This window comes from Actinosynnema sp. NPDC053489, from assembly GCF_044544865.1.
In the GTDB taxonomy this organism is placed as follows: Bacteria; Actinomycetota; Actinomycetes; order Mycobacteriales; family Pseudonocardiaceae; genus Actinosynnema.
In genome coordinates this window covers 262,417-281,028 of sequence record NZ_JBITXT010000009.1, presented here as the reverse complement: position 1 = coordinate 281,028, position 18,612 = coordinate 262,417, and the positions used below count along the sequence as shown (strand labels likewise).

Here is an 18,612-nt window from a genome sequence, read left to right as displayed (position 1 = left end):
ACGGTGACGCCATCTTGTCACCCGCCTCCGGAAGCGGCCCGGGGGCACCTCGCCTGTCCGGGCAGCGGGCCCCGGTCGTTGGGGCACCGCCGGTCGCCGGCCGCTGCCCCGGCGGTGACCGGTTGCCGAGACTGGGCCGTGCACCGAAGCGCCAGTCGGCGCGTAGAGCAGTGGTTTGCCGACCAAGGGGAACACCCATGAACGCACCCATTTCCATCAACTCCGCCGGAGTGCTGGGCGCCGCCGGCTACCTGGAGGAGGTCAAGAGCACCGCCGACCGGGGCATCGGACAGGTCAGGGGCTCGGTCGAGTACCTGCGGACCGCGTGGACCGGCACGGCGTCCATCGCGTTCCAGGAGGCCATGGTCGCCTGGGACAAGGACTGCAACGACATCACGAAATCGCTCACCGTGATGGTGCAGCTGATGAGGGACCACGCGACCACCGCGTCCCGGGGTGAGGACGCCAACACGGCCATCGCGGGCTCCATCCCCGTCGGCCCCGGCCTGACCGGCCTCTGACCCGCAACACCCGAGACCACGGGAAGGAAGCACCGCGACCATGACCGAGTACGGCTACGACCGCAACATCGCCGCCCAGGTGCGCGATGACATGACCAAGGTGAAGAACCACCTGGTCAACGAACTGAACAACTTGCCAGGCATGGTCGACCCCCTGACGCAGGACTGGGACGGCCCCTCCAAGCAGGCCTACAACGAGGCCAGGCAGCTGTGGGTCCAGGCGGCGCAGCGGATGCCGTTCACGCTCCAGTCCGCGAACACGGCGCTGACCCGGATCGAGGAGGAGTACCTCAGGGTCGAGCGCGCCGGCGTCCAGAGCTTCGGCGACTACCGGGCGCCGTGACCGCGAGGACCGCGCCGGGCGGGTCGCCGCCCGGCGCGGTCCCCGACCGCCGGCCCGTGCCTGCGGTCCGCGCCCGCGGCCGGTCCGGCGGCGACCCCGCGCGGAAGGCGCCCGCGGTCCGAACCGCCGCTCGGTGACCGGGCCGCCCGCCGAGCCGGGCCCGCCGCCCGTCGAACCGGGCTCACCGCCCGCCGAGCCCGAACCGCCCGCACCGCGGCCCGAGGCCGACCGTGCGAGGACGACCACACCGCTGTCGACGCTTCGGCGGCGTCGACGCAGGCGACCCGCCCGACCGCGCCGGGGCAGACCACCCGGTGCGGTCGGGCGGGTCGCAACCGAGTGATCGCGAGAGGAACCCAGCACCGTGGGCATCAAGTGGGACAAGGTCCAGGACGCCAACCAGTTCGGCTCGGACAAGGACCCCAACAAGGGCGAGCACAAGCTCGACGAGCCGACGAGGATGAACGACTACCCCCTCAACGCGCCGGACCTGGACGACCACGTCCCACCGCCGCCGCGCAAGGGCGTCGACGGCAGCGGGAGCACCGCGGTCAGCACCGACGCGCTCAGGGTGTTCGCCGGGAACCTGCGCAAGCTGAACGAGCTGCTCACCCAGGCGCTGGAGAAGCTGCGGAACGTCGACATCGCACCCGGCGCGTTCTACGACGCCCAGCAGATGATCCTCAAGCTGCGCGGCAGCGGTTCGGGCGGAACCGGGTCCGGCACGCTGACCGGCATCGTCGAGCCGACCGCCGAGTTCCTGAAGAAGGCGATCGAGGCGCTGGAGGCGACCGCGCAGAGCCTGGAGAAGCTCGCGCACGACTACGACACCGCCGAGGAGTTGAACAGCCTGACGTCCACGAAGCTCGCCGAGCACATCCAGGACGCCGTCGACTACATCGGCAGCACCACCGGCCTGCCCGGCGCGTCGCTCCTGCCGCCCGACAACCCCTTGGCGCCGCAGGGCGGTACCGCCGAGGGCGACACCGGCCAGGACGGCGGGACGAAGGACGACGGGACCAAGGACGGCGAGACCAAGGGCGGCAAGGGCGAGGACGGGAAGTCCGGGAAGGACGAGGGGAAGTAGCGGGCGGGCGGACGGGCACGGTTGGGACCGGCTGAAGGCGGCGGGCGATGGCTGACGACACGAACACCCCCCAGGGCGTCGCGAAACCGACGAAGGAGGACGAGGGCGCGGTCTACGCGACCGGCGACTACGGCTCCCGGGACGATTACGACACGATGGACTGGAAGCAGATCCAGGCCGTGATCACCGGGAACGCCGCCGTGGGGAAGGTCGACGACCGGACCAGGGCGGAGATCGAAGCCAAGGCGAAGGCCCTGTCCGACCCCGAGTCGCTCTGGAACGCCGCGACCGACCTCCGCTGGGTGCAGGAGGCCGTTGTCCAGGTGGGCAACAACCTCACCGCCCAGGTGGACGCGCTCACCGGCGACGACGGGCCGTGGCGCGGGGACGCCGCGACCGCCTTCCGCACCCTGATGCAGCCCCTCGCCCAGAGCTTCCACCGGATCGGCGAGCAGTTCGCGGGCGGCCCGACCGGCATGTTCAACGTGCCGCAGCAGTTGTGGGACGCCGGTTTCTACCTGGACTGGGCCCGCGACACCGTCTGGAAGATCAACCAGTACTACGCGGGCGAGGCGGAGCGGATCGGCGCGCTCTACAACGCCGAGGTCCACGACGACCCCACGTTCAACTTCGCCACCGGGCAGTGGGAGTACGACGTCGCCGACGGGGTCATCGAGTACAAGATGCCCAACGGCAACATCTGGATCAACTGGAACAAGCAGATCGTCGACATGATGACGAACGACATGCGCCAGGTGCTCAAGACCCTCGCCCAGCACTACGAACGAGTCGAGTACAAGCCGAACCCCCAGGCCGTGAAGGCGCCGAACCCGTCCTCGGGCCTGGACCAGAAGCCGAACCTGGGTTTCGACAACCCCGACCTGGACAAGGGCAAGCCCGACCCGTTCAAGATCGACTGGGGCGACCTGAAGAACAAGTTCGACCCGGGTGGCGACGGTCCGGGGTCCCCCGGCCCGGACAAGATCAACTGGGACGACCTGAAGAAGAAGCTCAACGACGTGGGCGACGGCCCGGGCGTCCCCGACCCGCAGGAGTTCGTCAAGGTCCCGCCGCCCGACCTCGGCGGGAAGGACGTCCCGGACCTGACGTCGACGCCGCCGCCCACGGGCGGGTTCGGCACGGACGGTCCGCGCGGTCTGGGCGACCTGCCCGGTCCCGGCGGGCTGCCCGGGTTGGGCGACGTGCCGGGCCTGGGCGACGGACCGGAGTGGGGCGACGGCCCGGGCTCGGGTGACGTGCCCGGGTTGGGTGACGTGCCTGGGCTGGGAGACGGTCCCGGGTCTGGCCTCGGGCCGGGACCGGGATTGGGGAACGGGCCCGGTTCGGGTGGACTGCCCGGTCTGGGCTCACCCGGTGGCATCGTGCCGCCGGACCTGGACGCGCTCGCGCCCGGCAGCGCCCCGCCGCTCGGTGTGGTGCCCGGCAGCCTCCCGGGGCCCACGCCGTTCCCCGGCCTGGGCGGCGGCCCCCTGTCGACCTCGCCGCGCTCCGACGGCCAGAAAGCGCCCCAGAGCCCGACCCGGCTGCCGGACCTCGGCGGCGTGACGCCGCCGGAGCTGGACGCGCCACCCCTGCCGCAGGACCTCAAGCCGCCCGCCAACTGGACGGTCGACGCACCCCGGGGCTCCGGCCTCGGGCAGGACGAGCGCGGGACCGCCGTGCCGCCGATGGTGCCGCCGATGTCGCCGTTGTCCCCGGGTGCTCCCGGTTCGAACGGGTCCGGTCTGGACCGCTCGGACGCGTCGGGCCTCATCGGTGGCGAGATCGAACCGTGGCAGGGCGCGGAACCGCCCGGCCTCGGCGCTCCGCAATCCCTCGTGGACGCGCCGCCGCAGCTCCCGGAGGAGTGGGCCGGCAAGGGGAGCGCCGGTCTGCCCGGCGGCCTCGGGTCCGGTGTGCCGCCGATGGTGCCGCCGATGTCTCCGATGTCGCCTGGTGCTTCTGGTGGGGCTGGGTCTGGTGTGGAGCGTTCGGATGCGTCGGGGTTGATTGGTGGTGAGGTCGAGCCTTGGGCGGGTGAGGGTTTGGCGGGTGTGGGTGATCCGCAGGCTTTGGTGGATGTGCCGTCGGTGGAGTCGGAGGAGTGGGCTGCTCCGGTGGGGCAGCAGCAGGGGTTGGGGTCGGGTGTGCCGCCGATGGTGCCGCCGATGTCTCCGATGTCGCCTGGTGCTTCTGGTGGGGCTGGGTCTGGTGTGGAGCGTTCGGATGCGTCGGGGTTGATTGGTGGTGAGGTCGAGCCTTGGGCGGGTGAGGGTTTGGCGGGTGTGGGTGATCCGCAGGCTTTGGTGGATGTGCCGTCGGTGGAGTCGGAGGAGTGGGCTGCTCCGGTGGGGCAGCAGCAGGGGTTGGGGTCGGGTGTGCCGCCGATGGTGCCGCCGATGTCTCCGATGTCGCCTGGTGCTTCTGGTGGGGCTGGGTCTGGTGTGGAGCGTTCGGACGCGTCGGGGTTGATCGGTGGTGAGGTCGAGCCCTGGCAGAGCGCTGACCTGACCGGGGTGGGCGGACCCGGGGAACTGGTGCAGGCGCCGCCGGTCGCGCCCGAGCAGTGGGCGGCCGTCACGCCCCCGATCGCCCAGCCCCCGGCGGGTCCCGCCCCCATCAGGGCTCCCGAGCGCTCGGCGGCCTCCGAACTCGTCGGCGAGGACGTCGAGACCTGGCGAGGTGGGAGCCAGACCGAGGTGGGTGGTTCACCCGCTCCGCTGGGGCCGCCCGAAGCGGCGCCCGAGCCCGTCGCGGTGCCAGAACGCATGAGTGTCGAACGCATGAGTGCCGATCCCGTGGGTGCCGACCTCGTCGCGGTGCCCGAACCCGCGGGCGCCGACCTCGTCGCGGTGCCGGAGGTCGTGAGTCCCGAACCCGTCGCCCGACCCGAGCCGGTGATCCCCGAACCCGTTGCCCAGCACGAGGCCGTGGCACCCGTCGCACCGGCTCCGGTGGGCGTGCCGACCGCCGTGCCGCCGGTGGTGCCAGTGGTGCCGGTGCCGCCGGTGGTGCCACCACTGTCCGCCGCGCCGCCGCCCCAGCCCGGGAACGGTGGTCCCCGCACGTCGGGCCTGCCCGTCGCGTCGGGCGGCGAGGGCGCCCCGGCCAAGCGCCGGGAGGAGGCGGTCGCGACCGGGGCTCTGCCCGCCCCACCGGTGGACGACGACGTCGTGCCCGTGGTCGTCGTCGACGACGACGACACCAGCTCGTGGAACACCGGCGTCGGCCTGCTCTGGCTGGGCGGCGGTGGCGACCGCGCGGAGGAGGACGAGGACCCCGGTTTCACGCCCGACTACGCGTTGCGCGACGCCTCGCCCTGGCTGCACAGCTCCAGCGCCGCCGCCACCGCCCTGCCACGCCCGGTCCGCTCCGACGGCGGCCAGGTGATCCCGCGCGCCACCCGGCCGCCCGAGGACCTGCCGACCGCCGGCGAGCAGGACATGCCGGAGGAACCGGAGGAGCCGGTCGAGGCGGAGGACGGCGAGGCCGAGGAGCACGAGCGCACCGCCCTCGACCTGCTCAAGCAGGACCAGCGGGCGTGGGGCGCGCCCACCCCGCGCGCGACCGGGGTCATCGAATGAGCACCACCACCGTCAAGCGCCGCCCGCGCGCCACCGGACCCGCGCTGCCCGAGGGCGAGGAGGAGCTGCAGGAGCCGCCGGTCATGCCGGAACCCGCGGTGCGGGACTTCGGCCAGGTGTTGATGTTCATCCCGATGGCCATCGGCCCCATCGCGATGATCCTGGTGTTCTCCTCCGCCGGCTCGGGCGGCTCCCCGCTGATCTACGTCATGGGCGGCGCGATGGGCATCGCCATGATCACCATGGGGCTGAGCCAGCTCGGCCGCGCCGGGTCCGAGCGCAAGCGCAAGCTCAACGCCGAGCGCCGCGACTACCTGCGCTACATCGGCCAGCTGCGCACCCGCGCCCGCAAGACCGCCGACGAGCAGCGCGCCGCCGTGGCGTGGAACAACCCCGACCCGTCGTGGCTGTGGTCGATCGCGTCCGGCCCGCGGCTGTGGGAGCGGCGCGGCAGCCACGACGACTTCGCGCGCGTCCGCATCGGCCTGGGCGCGCAGCACGCGGCCATGGAGTTCACGCCGCCGTCGACCAAGCCGATCGAGGACCTGGAGCCGCTGTCCGCGATCTCGCTGCGCCGGTTCAGCGAGACCTACCGCACGGTGGGCGGCATCCCGATCTCGGTCGGGCTGCGCAGCTTCACCAGCGTGGAGTTCGCGGGCGACCCGGACGTGGCGGTGGGCCTCGTGCGGGCCCTGATCGGCCAGCTCACCGCGTTCCACGCGCCCGACGAGCTGCGGCTGGCGGTCCTGACCGGCGAGGCCACCCGCGCCGCGTGGGACTGGGTGAAGTGGCTGCCGCACAACAACCACCCCACCGCGCGCGACGGCACCGGCCCCCTGCCCGTGCTGGCCTGCGACCACGACGAGCTGATGGCCGTGCTCGGTCCCGAGGTCACCGGGCGCGGCGAGCACGACAGGTCCGCGTTCCCCAGCGTCACCGAACCGTTCGTGGTCGTGGTGGCGCACCTGGCGCACCTCCCGGGTGACTCGCCGCTGCTGGGCGGCGGGCTGCGCAACGTCGTGCTGCTCGACGTCACCGGCGTGCTGCCCGGTGGCGCGAAGGTGCTCCGCCTGACCTGCCACGAGGACCGCGTCGAGTACCCGGCGGGCGACGCCACCGGCTCGGCCGTCCCCGACCGGCTGAGCCCGACGCGCGCCGAGGCGCTGGCGCGGCTGCTCGCCCCCAAGCGCACCAGCGGCACGGTGGACGTGGTCGAGCGGCCGTTCGAGGAGGACTTCGAGCTGACCACGCTGCTCGGCATCCGCGACCCGCACACCTTCGACGTGGCCAACCAGTGGCGGCTCAAGACGCCGCAGCGCGCCCGCCTCCAGGTGCCCATCGGCGTCACCGAGGACGGCGAGGTCGTGGAGCTGGACCTGAAGGAGTCGGCGCAGGGCGGCATGGGGCCGCACGGGATGCTGATCGGCGCCACCGGCTCGGGCAAGTCGGAGCTGCTGCGCACCCTGGTGTGCGCGCTGGTGGCCACGCACTCCTCGGAGGTGCTCAACCTCGTGCTGGTCGACTTCAAGGGCGGCGCGACGTTCCTGGGCATGGACCGCCTGCCGCACACCTCGGCCATGATCACCAACCTGGCCGACGAGCTGCCGCTGGTCGACCGGATGCAGGACTCCCTCAACGGCGAGATGGTCCGCCGCCAGGAGCTGCTGCGGGAGAGCGGCCACGCGTCGCTGTTCGAGTACGAGAAGGCCCGCCTGGCCGGCAGCACCCTGCCGCCGCTGCCGACGCTGCTGGTCGTGGTGGACGAGTTCAGCGAGCTGCTGGGCAGCAAGCCGGAGTTCATGGACCTGTTCGTCTCCATCGGCCGGCTGGGCCGCAGCCTCGGCGTGCACCTGCTGCTGGCCTCGCAACGCCTGGACGAGGGCCGCATCCACCGCGTCGAGGGCCACCTGTCCTATCGCATCGCGCTGCGCACGTTCTCCTCGATGGAATCCCGCAGCGTCATCGGCGTCGCCGACGCCTACGAACTGCCCTCCGCGCCGGGCAACGGGTACCTCAAGATCGACACGTCCACGCTGGTCCGGTTCAAGGGCGCCTACGTCTCCGGGCCGACCGCCCTCGCCGCGCCGGTCGGCGCGGACCCCGAACGGCCCCGTGCCGCGCCCGGCGCGGTCGTCCCGTTCCACACCCACGCGCACCCCGCGCCGCACCTGCCCGCCGAGCCGGACCCCGCCGAGGCCGAGGCCGAGGAGGAGCCGCCCGCGCCCGCCGAGGACGCGCCGAGCCTGGCCGAGGTGCTGATCGGCAGGCTCGCGGGCGCGGGCCCGGCGGCCCGCCAGGTGTGGCTGCCGCCGCTGGCGCAGGCGCCCTCCCTGGACACGCTGCTGCCCAGCGTGCTGCCCGACCCCGAGCTGGGCACGACCGTGCTCGACCCGGCCGTGCGCGGGCGGCTGCGCATCCCGGTCGGCGTGGTCGACCGCCCCTACGAGCAGGTGCGCGAGCTGCTCGGCGCGGACCTGTCCGGCTCCGACGGCCACGTCGGCGTGGTCGGCGCGCCGCAGACCGGCAAGTCCACCCTGCTGCGGACCCTCGTGCTGGCGCTCGCGGTCACCCACACGCCCGAGGAGGTCCAGTTCTACGGCCTGGACTTCGGCGGCGGTGGTCTGATGTCGATCGGCGGCCTGCCGCACGTCGGCTCCATCGCCACCCGCATGGAGCGCGACCGCGTCAACCGCACCGTGCAGGAGGTCATCCAGGTCATCGAGCGCCGCGAGGCGCTGTTCACCGAGCGCGGCTTCGAGTCGATGAACGCCTACCGCAAGGCCCGCCGCGAGGGCGCGGTCGACGACCCGCACGGCGACGTGTTCCTGGTCATCGACGGCTGGTTCACCCTGCGGCAGGACTACGGCGACCTGGAGGGCAGCCTCACCGAGATCGCCGCGCGCGGCCTGTCGTTCGGCGTCCACCTCGTGGTGTCCTCGACCCGCTGGTCGGAGATCCGCCCGTGGCTGCGCGACGTGCTGGGCACCCGCTTCGAACTGCGCCTGGGCGACGCCATGGAGTCCGAGGTGCAGGGCCGCAAGGCCGCCACCGTGCCCAACCAGCCCGGTCGCGGCCTGACCAGCTCCGGCTACCACTTCCTCGCCGCCCTGCCCCGCCTCGACGGCAGCTCGGCCACCGACGACCTCACCGAGGTCACCAAGGCCACCGCCGAGGAGATCCGCACGTTCTGGCCCGGCCGCGTCGCGCCCGGGGTGCGGATGCTGCCCACCAGGCTGCCCGTGGCCGACCTGCCCGCCCCGGACGGCGACCTGCGCATCTGCCTCGGCCAGGACGAACAGCGGCTCGCCCCGGTGTGGCACGACTTCTCCGCCGTGCCCCACCTGATCGCCATGGGCGACGCCGAGACCGGCAAGACCAACGCCCTGCGCCTGGTGCTGGACTCCGTCGTGCGGGGCTACACCCCCGAGCGGGCCAAGGTGGTCCTCGGGGACTCCCGGCGCGACCTGGACGGCGCCGTGCCCGACGAGTACCTGATCGGGCACGCGATCGGCGCCGACGCGCTCGCCGACCTCGCCACCAAAGCCGCCGTGTCGCTGCACAAGCGCGTGCCGGGCGCGGACATCTCCTCCGAGCGGCTGCGCCGCCGCGACTGGTGGGAGGGCCCGCAGCTGTTCGTGGTCGTGGACGACTACGAGCTGATGGGCGCGGGCTCCGGCCTCGGCACGCCGCTGGACGCCCTGCTGCCGATGCTCGCCCAGGGCGTGCACATCGGCTTCCACCTGATCGTCGCGCGCAGCAGCGCCAACGCCATGAGAGGGATGATGGACCCCGTCCTGCGCCGGCTCTGGGAGCTGGGCACCCCGGCCCTGCTGTTCTCCTACCCCAAGGAGGAGGGCAAGTTCCTCGGCGAGGCCGCGCCGCGCACCCTGCCGCCCGGCCGCGCCCAGCTCGTCACCAGGCGCGGCGTGAAGCTCGTGCAGACCGGGCTCGCGCCCGCGGCGCGCCCGGCGGGTGGTCGGCCGTGACCGCCGCCGAGCTGTGCCGCGTCACCGTCGTCGGTCCCGGCGGCAAGGCCGACCTGGCCGTGCCGGTCGGCACCACGGTGGCCGACCTGATCCCCCTGCTCGTCGGACACGTCGTGCCCGAGGAGCAGCGGGCCGCCACCGCCGAGTACGGCTCCTGGGTGCTCCAGCGGCTCGGGGAGGCCCCGCTCGACCCCGACGGCACGCCCGAGACGCTGGACTGGCTGGACGGCGACCGGTTCCACCTGGCGCCCGCGCGGGACCCGCTGCCCGAGCTGGACTTCGACGACGTCGCGGAGGGCATGGCGACCGCGATCAGCCGCCAGGGCGACCGGTGGAGCGACACCGCGAACCGGCGGCTGTTCCTGGGCCTGGCCGCGGTCGCCCTCGCCACCATCGGCACGGCCCTGGTCACCGCCGCCGACGCCGCGGCGCTCGCGGCGACCGCCGCGGTGCTCGCGCTCGTCCTGCTCACCGGGGCGGTCGCGGTGGCGCGGACCAGCGGGGACCAGGCGCTGGCCGCCGTCGCCGGGGTGGCCGGGTGCGGTTACGCGTGGCTGGGCGGCCTGATCGCGCTCGCCGATGCGGACGGGTCGTTCACCCCGGTGGGCGGGCTGGTCGGCGCGGTCGTCGCGCTCGCGGGCGGGGTGCTGCCGCTGGTGCTGCAACGGCTCGTGGTGCCCGACCTGCCGGTGGTGCCGTTCGGCGTGGTCGTCGTCGCCGCGCTGGGCGCGGTCCTGGCCGGGTGGCTGCACCTCGGCCTCGACCTGACCGGGACGCAGACGGCCGCCGTCACCGGGGCGGTGCTGCTGCTGCTCACCCTGTTCACGCCCAAGCTCGCCACCCGCGCCGCCCGGCTGCGCGGCCCCCAGCTGCCGCGCACCGCCGAGGAGCTGCAGATCGACGTCGAGCCCGAGCCCGCGGCCGACCTCGTGGCGCGCACCCGGCAGGCCGACCGGTACCTGACCGTGCTCGCCGTCGGCGCGGCCCTCGTGTTCGCCGCCGTGGTGCCCGGCCTGCTCGCCGGCACGGGGTGGGCCGAGCACGTCGTGCTGGGCCTGCTGACCACGATGGTGCTGCTGCGGGCCCGCGAGTTCCGCAACGTCGCGCAGCGCACCGCGCTGTCGCTGGCCGGCGCGTGGGGCGTGGTCGCCCAGGTGGTCGTGCTGGGGGAGGGGCTGGACCCGGTGTGGCGGATCACCGGGGTGGCCGCCCTGCTGGGCGTGGCCGTGCTGCTGGTCACCGCGGCGCTGCGCCCGCTGCACCGCCGCCCGCTGCCGGTGTGGGGCCACCTGGCCAACGTGCTGGAGATCTGCGCCGGCGTCGCGCTGCTGCCCGTGCTGCTGCAGATCCTGGCCGTCTACGCCTGGGCCCGCGGATTGGCCGGGTGAGCCGTGCAGACCCAGCGCGACCACCTGCACGCCTACCAGGTCATGGTCGGGCGGATGAGCTCCGCCCTGCTGCTCGGCGACACCAGCCACGGCGAACCGCCCGCGCGACGCGCGCTGTTCGGCCTGGTCCTGGGCGTCGTCCTGGCGTTGCTGATCGGCATCGGCTTCGGCGTGTACGGGCTGATCAAGCCCGGCGGCTCGCAGGTGTGGAAGGACCCGGCCGCGATCCTCGTGGAGGAGGAGACCGGCGCGACCTACGTCCACCGCGGCGGCGTGCTGGTGCCCGTGGTCAACCAGGCGTCGGCGCTGCTGCTCGTCGGTCCCGGCGGGCACGTCGAGACGATCAAGCGCGCCTCCCTGGCGGGCCTCGACCGCGCGCCCGCGGTCGGCATCGTCGGCGCTCCGGAGGCGGTGCCCGACCGCGGCGCCCTGGTCACCGGGCCGTGGCTGCTGTGCCTGGCCGCCTCCGGCGGCGGCATGGGGCTGGACCTGGTGCCCGACGCGCGCACCGAGACCGCCGGCGACGACCGGCACCTGTGGGTCGCCGCCGCCGACGGCACGCAGTACGTGGTGTGGGGCCACCGCAAGCACCGGCTCGTCGGCGGCCGCACGCCGGTCGCCCTCGGCCTGGGCGCCGGGCCGCCCGCGACCGCGCCCGCCGCGTGGCTGGGCGCGCTGCCCGACGGCCCGGACGTCGGGGCCGCGCAGATCCCCGGTGACCGGACGAGCGGACCGCGCGTCGCCGACGCCCCGCACCTGGTGGGCGACCTGTTCGAGCAGGCCACGCCCAGCGGCACCCAGCACTTCGTGCTGCGCCCCGACGGGCTGGCCCCGCTGTCGCGCACCGAGTCGGCGCTGATCCAGGCCGAGCGGGGACGCACCGCCACGCCGCTGGACACCGCCGCGCTGGCCGCCGCGCCCCGCTCGCCGGACACCTCGCTGGTCTCCCGCCTGCCCGACCTGGCGGCCACCAGGTCGCTGGTGGAGGCCAACGGCCCGGAGCGGGCGCTGTGCCTGAGGCAGCAGCCCAGCGGCGTGCGGGTGGTCAGCGAGCTGGTGACCGCGGACCCGGGGCACCGGCCGCGGACGGCCGCCGAGCCGGAGGCGGCGGTGCGGCTGGCCCCGGCGTCGGGGGTGCTGGCCGCCGCGGTGCCCGTGGCCGACGGGCGCAAGCCCGACCGCTACCTGATCACCGATCAGGGCGTGAAGTACCCGCTGGCCGACGACGAGTCGGTCGCCGCCCTCGGGTACGGCGGCGTGACGCCGGTGCCCGTGGGCGCCGACGTGCTCGCCGCCGTGCCGAGCGGACCGGTCCTGGCGCGCGGCGCCGTGACCGCGGTGGAGAAGGGAGGCAGTTGACATGAGCCAGGCGACCGACCGCCGCGGCGACGTCGAGATGACCAGCCGGATGATCGGCAACGCGCTGGTGGTCCACCCGCGCGACCACCTGACGGCCGAGGCGCGCAACCTCGCCCTCGTCGTGGCCACCGACCCGCACCACGACCTCGTCGTGGTGGACCTGCCCACCGGCAGCCCCTTCTCCGCCTGGGAATCGGTCGCCGACCTCATGCCCCGTCCCCGGCGCGGTGTGCGGATCGTCATCGGCGGCCGTTCCCGGGAGACCACCGCCCTGGCCGGGCAGTGGCTGGCGGAACGCCTCAACCGGCCGGTGATCGCGCCCGACGGCGCCGTGCTGCCGGGCGTCGGCGGCTCCCTGTTCGTGGACGCCGGGCAGCGCAGTGGCTGGATCAGGTTCCAGCCGGGCAAGCAGCCGCGCTGGGAGGCCAAGCGCTTCCCCAGACCGGTGTGGGAGTCCGAGGCGCTGGCCGAGGCCGTGCCGACCAGCGCGTCCGGCATCGCCGAACCGCTCGGCGGCGGCACGTGGATCCGCCCGGCCGTCGACGACGCCCGGCTGCGCGTGCACCGCGCCCGGTTGCAGGAGAGCCTGCCGTGCCAGCTCGACGTGCTCACGCTGGTGCTGGGCTGCCCGGACGCGCCGCCGATCTCGTTCGACGACGTGGCCCGGTTCTGGGCGCGGCTGCCGGCGCAGCTGCGCGGCCGGGCCAGGCTGCTGCGCTACGGGCCGGTGACCGGGTCGGGCGGCGGGTCGCCGCAGGCGCTGGCCGACTTCATCGGCGAGGAGCTGGTCTGGTACACCGGGCTGCCCGTCGGCTCGGTCGTGGACCCGGACGTCTACACGATCCGCGCGGACGGCCTGCCGGGCTGGCGCAGCGCCGTGCGCGAGGTGGCGTACCGGCCCCAGCCCGCCGGGGCGAACCCGCCGCCGCGCATCGTCAGCCACCGGCCGCCGCTGGCCGGCGTGTCCGAGGTCGCCCCAGCCACCTACTGGTACGCGCCGGACGCGGTCGTGGAGGTCGTGCCCGCCGGCCTGTGGGTGCGCCCGCCCGCCGAGCCCGCGCACGCCGAGTCGGTGCGCACGACCACCCCGGACCCCGAGCGGCACCTCATGCTGTTCGAGGCGACCACCGACGCCGTCGCGACCCGCATGAAGGTGCTCGCGGAGGACCTCGTCGCCCGCCTCGACCCGACCACCCGGTGGATGAGCGACCTGGTGGCCACCGGTGGGCGGACCCCCGCGCCGGCGGCCGGGCCTGCGCTGGCGGAGCTGGACCACGAGCCGCCGCGCAAGTCCACCGAGGAGCAGGCGGAGGAGCACGCCGAGGAGCCCGGGACCGGGTTCCCGCAGGGGCTCGCGGAGGCCGCGACGGAGTTCGTGGTACGCCCGGTGCCCGTGCCGGTGGTGGACCCGGTGGGGACCGGCGGGCCGGACGGTGGGGTCGGCACGTCGACCGGCATCTCCCGGCGGCTGAGCCCGGAGGGCCCGGTGACCGGGCCGCCCCCGACCCCGGACGTGCCGGACGCCGACGACCCGCCCACGCCGCCCGCCTTCCCGCCCGGCCCGGGCTCGGCTTTCCCCGGTCCGGGGGCGTCGGCCGGCGCTCCGCCGGTGGTCGGAGCCCCGGTCGGGCCCACCGTGGAAAGGCCCACCGTGGAAAGGCCCACCGTGGAAAGGCCCACCGTGGAAAGGCCAGCCGTGGAAGGGCCCGCCCTCGCGGCGGTCGCCACTCCCGCCGCCCCCGCTGGCCCCGTCGTGCCTGCCGCCCCTGCCGCTTCCGCCTCGCCGGCTTCCGGGGCTGCGGCGATGGCCCCGCCACCTGCCGCGGTGTCGGTGGTCGCCCCTCCGATGCCCCCGTCACCCGCCGGCACTCCGCCGGTGGTCGCCCCGCCCGCCGCTGTGACACCCGCCGCCGCTCCGCCGATCGGGGCGTCTCCGGTCGACACCCCTCCGGTGGCGAGCCCGCCCGCCGGCGCCCCTCCGGTGGTGGCCCCACCGGTCGACACCCCGCCGGTGGCCGCGCCCGCCGCACCCGGCGAGCCCCGGACCGCCGCGTCGCCCAACACCTCGGGCGACGCGGCACCCGACTCCCACCCCGCCGACACCCGCCCCGCCACCACCAACGCCGCCGCCGCTGTCACCACCAACGCCGCCACCACCCGCCCCCAGCCCGTGCCCGCCGCGTCGGCGGCGGCCGTCGTGCCCAAGCGCGGGCTGGAGGAGGAGCGGACCTGGCTGCGCAAAGCGCTCAACCAGCAGTTCGCGTCGGTGGCGAACTCCGTCGCGCGCGTGCTGTCCGAGCACCCCAGCTTCCAGGGCACCGGCAGTCGGTCGGCCGAACTGCTGACCGACGCCGTGGCGGTCCGCCTCTACCTGTCCGCCGAGGGCGACGGGCTCGACACCGCCCTGCGCAGCGCCACCGCGGGCCCGCACGTCCCGTTCGCCCGCTGCGCGGTCGCCGGGCTGAGCCGGCTGCCCTCGCACCGCGGCATCGCCGTCTACTCCACCTCCCTCACCGACGAGGAGTGGGCGCTGTACCGGGGCCGCAAGCTGGTCACCGAGTGGGGCTTCCTCAACGCCCTCACCGCGCCGTGCGCCCGCCAGGGCGGCGACGTGGACGTCCTGCTGTGGTCCATGACCGGACGCCGCACCAGGCTGCTCGAACCCGACGCGGGCGGTGTGCCCGACCGGGTGCTGTTCGTGCCCGGCACCAGCTTCAAGGTGCTCGGCCTGACCGAGCCGACCCCGGACGCGCGCGGCCGGGTGCTGCTGCGCGAACTCGGCGCGGGGGAGATCGACGCCGACGGCCGGGTCGACGGCAACCGCGTGTCCCTGGACGAGTTGGCCACGACCGCGCTGCGCACCAGCGCCGACAAGTGGGCGTCGGCCGAGCGGGACGCGCGCACCCCCGAGGGCGCGGCGTCCCGGTTCCAGACGTTGCCGGGCCTGGTCCGCCTCGCCCGCGTGGAGAGGTGACAGGCGAATGAACCGACAGCTGCTCGTGGTGGACCGCAACCGCCCCGACGCCTACCCCACGATCGGCGCGGCCCTGAGCAACGCCCGCGACGGCGCGATGATCAGCGTCCTCCCCGGCCGGTACGACGAGAACCTCGTGCTCACCCGCGTGGTGACGCTCACCGCCGAGGAGGGGCCCGGCACCGTCGAGGTGCGGGCGACGACGGGCAGCGCGGTCGTGGTCGACGCCGAGGCGGTGCGGCTGACCGGCCTGGTCATCACCGGCGCCGCCACCGACGCGCCGGCGCTCGACGCCCGGCGCGGCGAGGTCGCGATGGACGGCTGCCACGTGGCCGGCTCGTCCTGGGCGGCGGTGCTGGCCAGGGGCCGCGGGCGGGTGTCGCTGCGCGGCTGCACGCTCACCGCCGCCGGCGGCGCGGGCCTGGTGGTCACCTCGCCCGACCAGAGCAGCGCCGAGGACACCGACATCGTGGACGCCTCGTCGTCCGGCGTGGTGGTCACCGAGCGGGGCGCGCTGGTGCTGCGCCGGGTGAAGGTGCGCCGGGCGGGTGGCAACGGCATCTGCGTCAACGGCAACGCCCGCGCCCTCGTGGAGGACTGCGAGGTCGCGGACACCGCCAAGCCGGCCGTCGTGGTCGAGGGCGACGCCGACGCCGACCTCCGCGGCCTGGTCGTCACCGGCAGCGGCAGCCTCGACCTGTACCTGACCAGCCGGGGGAAGGTCACCGTGACCGGGTCCCGGTTCACCGGCGCGGGCGCGCAGGCCGCGCACCTCGCCGGCGAGACCAGGCCCGTGCTGCGCGGGTGCCGGTTCACCGAGGCCGGCCGCAACGCCGTGCACGTCACCGGTGCCGCGGAACCGCACTTCGACGACTGCCGGGTCGAGGACAGCCCGATCGGCGTCGTCGTGGACGGCGAGGCCAAGCCGCGCTTCACCAAGCTGTGGATCGGCGGTTCCACGCACGGCGCGGTGCTGCTGCGCGCCGATGCCCGCGCCGAGCTGCGGGGCGTCCGGGCCGAACCCTCCTCCGGGCCCGTGCTGGTCCTCACCGGGCAGTCCACCCTGGTGCTGGCCGACGCCGAGGTCACCGCGGGCGACGCCCTCGGCCTCGACCTGGCCGAGGCGGTCAGCGCCGACGTCACCGACCTGCGGCTGGCGGGCCGCGCGGAACACCTCGTCGCGCTCGCCGACGGCGCCCGCGCCACCTTCGCCTCCACGCTGCTGCGCGGCGGCGGCCTGCGCGTCGGCGCCGACAGCCGGGTCGAGCTCCGGGACTGCGAGGTCGTCGCCGCCGCCGGGGACGGCCTGGAGGTGGCCGGCGGGTCGCTGCGCGCCACCCGGTGCCGCGTCCGCGAGGCCCGCCGCCACGGCGTCCACGCCCACACCGGCGGCCAGGTCGAGCTGCACGACAGCGAGGTCACCGGCAGCGCGGGCGACGGCGTGCTGCTCGACACCGAGGCGGAATCCGCGGTCGTCGGCTGCACCGTCACCGGCAGCGGCGGCGCCCCGGTGCACCGGCGCGTCGACCACGCGCGCCTCACGGTCACCGACCTGGTGACCGACGAGCGGCAGGTCGCCGTCGGCATCGGGGCCGCGCCGGCCGGGCGGTCGGACCAGGGCGGGCCGCCGTCCCCGGGCGCGGAGGGCGACCGGCTCGGCTCGGTCGCGCTGGACGGGCCGCTGGCCGACCTCGACGCCCTGATCGGCCTGCACGGCGTCAAGCAGGAGGTGCTGGGCCTGATCAACCTCATCAGGATGAGCCAGCGCCGCAAGGAGATGGGCCTGCCGATGCCGCCGATGAGCAGGCACCTGGTGTTCGCGGGCCCGCCCGGCACCGGCAAGACCACGGTGGCCCGGCTCTACGGCTCGGTGCTGGCGGAGCTGGGCATCCTCGCCAAGGGGCACATGGTCGAGGTCGCGCGGGCGGATCTGGTGGCCCAGTACATCGGCGCCACGGCCATCAAGACCGCCGAGGTGGTCACCAAGGCGATGGGCGGGGTGCTGTTCATCGACGAGGCGTACACGCTGTCGAGCCAGTCCGGCGGCAACGGCCCCGACTTCGGCCAGGAGGCCATCGACACGCTGATGAAGATGATGGAGGACCACCGCGACGAGATCGTGGTCATCGTCGCGGGCTACTCCGGGCTGATGGAGAAGTTCCTGGCCTCCAACCCCGGCATGGCCTCGCGCTTCACCCGCACCATCGAGTTCCCGAACTACAGCGTCGAGGAACTGGTCACCATCACCGCCAACCTGTGCCGCAAGCACTACTACGAGCTGTCCGACGACGCGATCACCGCGCTGGGGGACTACTTCGACCGCGTGCCGAAGAACGACACCTTCGGCAACGGCCGCGTGGCGCGCAAGCTGTTCGAGGCGATGGTCAACAACCAGGCGTCCCGCCTGGCGAACGAACCGCCCGCCAAGGACGCCGACCTCAACCGGCTCACCGCCGCCGACCTGGCGCCCGAGATCGCCGCGCTCGGCCAGGCCGCGCCCCCGGCGGGCGGACCCGACGTCGCCACCGACCCCGCCGCCGCGCTCGCCGCCAGCCGCGCCTGGCGCCGCCTCGGTGACCTGCACGGCCTGGACGGCGTGCGGGAAGCGCTGGGGCACAACGCGTTGCGGCTGTGCGCGCTCAAGCAGCGCCGCCGGCCCCTGGCGCGGCAGGCCGGCGCGGTCCTCACCGGACCGCGCGGCACCGGGCGCAGCGAGGTGGCCCGGCTCTACGCCCAGGCGCTGACCGAGCTGGACCTGATCGGCAGCGGGCACGTGGTGCGCGTCCGCGTCGGCCTGGACCTCTGCCCGCGCTGGCCGGGCCAGGCGGCCAGCCTCGTCGGCCGGGCCTTCGAGGACGCCGCGGGCGGGGTCCTCGTGCTCGACGCCGACGCGGGCTGGCTCACCGACTCCGCCGAGCGCCGCGCCGAGACCGCCGAAGCCCTGGTCGACGCCGTGCGCCGCGACGCCGACAGCGTCGTCGTGCTCCTGCTCGGGGAGCGGCACGCCGTCCGCGAGCTGCTGACCCTGGACCGGGCCCTGGCCGAGTGCTTCGCCGAGGCGTGGGAGTTCACCGAGCACGACGTGGACGACCTGGTCCGCATGGCCGTGCGGCACCTGGTCCGCAGCGGCCACGAGGTGCCCGACGACGCCGTGGAGGCCCTGCGCGCCCGCGTCGAGGGCTCCGCCGACCGCACCGCGCGCGGCGCGCACCAGCTGGCCGACCGCCTGGCCGCCACGGCGGCGTCCCGCACCCTCACCGCGGCCGACCTGCGTTCGCCGATCTCCGGCGGCCTGGCGGCCGTGGGCTGACCGGGCACGACCGCGTGCGCCAACGGGCCGACCAGGGCCCGTCGGCGTTGGCGGCGTGCC

General features: G+C 74.9%; 9 protein-coding genes. All 9 read left to right on the top strand.

The window, feature by feature from the left end; all coding sequences use genetic code 11:
* The first annotated feature begins 197 nt into the window (after positions 1 to 197).
* The 9 genes from ACIGNX_RS22425 (at position 198) to ACIGNX_RS22385 (ending at position 18,552) form a co-directional block, all read left to right on the top strand.
* The gene (locus ACIGNX_RS22425; protein ID WP_396542610.1) at positions 198 to 521 is read left to right on the top strand and encodes a WXG100 family type VII secretion target; all 324 of its coding nucleotides are present in this window, start codon (positions 198 to 200) and stop codon (positions 519 to 521) included.
* Positions 522 to 561: 40 nt separating this feature from the next.
* Positions 562 to 864 carry a WXG100 family type VII secretion target gene (locus ACIGNX_RS22420; protein WP_396542609.1) on the top strand — a complete coding sequence of 101 codons (303 nt, stop codon included), beginning with the start codon at positions 562 to 564 and terminating at the stop codon, positions 862 to 864.
* A gap of 364 nt (positions 865 to 1,228) precedes the next feature.
* Positions 1,229 to 1,951: a hypothetical protein gene (locus tag ACIGNX_RS22415; protein WP_396542608.1), complete on the top strand. Its 723-nt coding sequence runs from the start codon at positions 1,229 to 1,231 to the stop codon at positions 1,949 to 1,951.
* A gap of 47 nt (positions 1,952 to 1,998) precedes the next feature.
* Positions 1,999 to 5,535, top strand: coding sequence for a hypothetical protein (locus tag ACIGNX_RS22410; protein WP_396542607.1), 3,537 nt, complete (start codon positions 1,999 to 2,001; stop codon positions 5,533 to 5,535).
* Positions 5,532 to 9,521 (top strand): type VII secretion protein EccCa, encoded by a 3,990-nt coding sequence (eccCa, locus tag ACIGNX_RS22405; protein ID WP_396542606.1) that lies wholly within the window; start codon positions 5,532 to 5,534, stop codon positions 9,519 to 9,521. The genes ACIGNX_RS22410 and eccCa overlap by 4 nt, the downstream gene beginning before the upstream one ends.
* A complete protein-coding gene (gene eccD, locus ACIGNX_RS22400; protein ID WP_396542605.1) occupies positions 9,518 to 10,909 on the top strand; it encodes a type VII secretion integral membrane protein EccD in 1,392 nt (463 codons plus the stop codon). Before eccCa ends, eccD begins: the two co-directional genes overlap by 4 nt.
* 3 nt (positions 10,910 to 10,912) lie before the next feature.
* Positions 10,913 to 12,268 carry a type VII secretion protein EccB gene (eccB, locus tag ACIGNX_RS22395; protein ID WP_396542604.1) on the top strand — a complete coding sequence of 452 codons (1,356 nt, stop codon included), beginning with the start codon at positions 10,913 to 10,915 and terminating at the stop codon, positions 12,266 to 12,268.
* Position 12,269: 1 nt separating this feature from the next.
* Positions 12,270 to 15,242, top strand: a complete 2,973-nt coding sequence (locus ACIGNX_RS22390) for a hypothetical protein (RefSeq protein ID WP_396542603.1) — start codon at positions 12,270 to 12,272, stop codon at positions 15,240 to 15,242.
* Between the two features lie 7 nt (positions 15,243 to 15,249).
* On the top strand, positions 15,250 to 18,552 hold the full coding sequence (locus ACIGNX_RS22385; RefSeq protein ID WP_396542602.1) for a right-handed parallel beta-helix repeat-containing protein: 3,303 nt from the start codon (positions 15,250 to 15,252) through the stop codon (positions 18,550 to 18,552).
* Positions 18,553 to 18,612 lie beyond the last annotated feature (60 nt).

Bases quoted from the DNA above. Each gene is read 5' to 3' on its own strand.
- ACIGNX_RS22390 (WP_396542603.1), top strand. From the start codon at position 12,270: ATGAGCCAGGCGACCGACCGCCGCGGCGACGTCGAGATGACCAGCCGG.
- ACIGNX_RS22410 (WP_396542607.1), top strand. From the start codon at position 1,999: ATGGCTGACGACACGAACACCCCCCAGGGCGTCGCGAAACCGACGAAG.
- ACIGNX_RS22425 (WP_396542610.1), top strand. From the start codon at position 198: ATGAACGCACCCATTTCCATCAACTCCGCCGGAGTGCTGGGCGCCGCC.
- eccCa (WP_396542606.1), top strand. From the start codon at position 5,532: ATGAGCACCACCACCGTCAAGCGCCGCCCGCGCGCCACCGGACCCGCG.
- ACIGNX_RS22420 (WP_396542609.1), top strand. From the start codon at position 562: ATGACCGAGTACGGCTACGACCGCAACATCGCCGCCCAGGTGCGCGAT.
- ACIGNX_RS22385 (WP_396542602.1), top strand. From the start codon at position 15,250: ATGAACCGACAGCTGCTCGTGGTGGACCGCAACCGCCCCGACGCCTAC.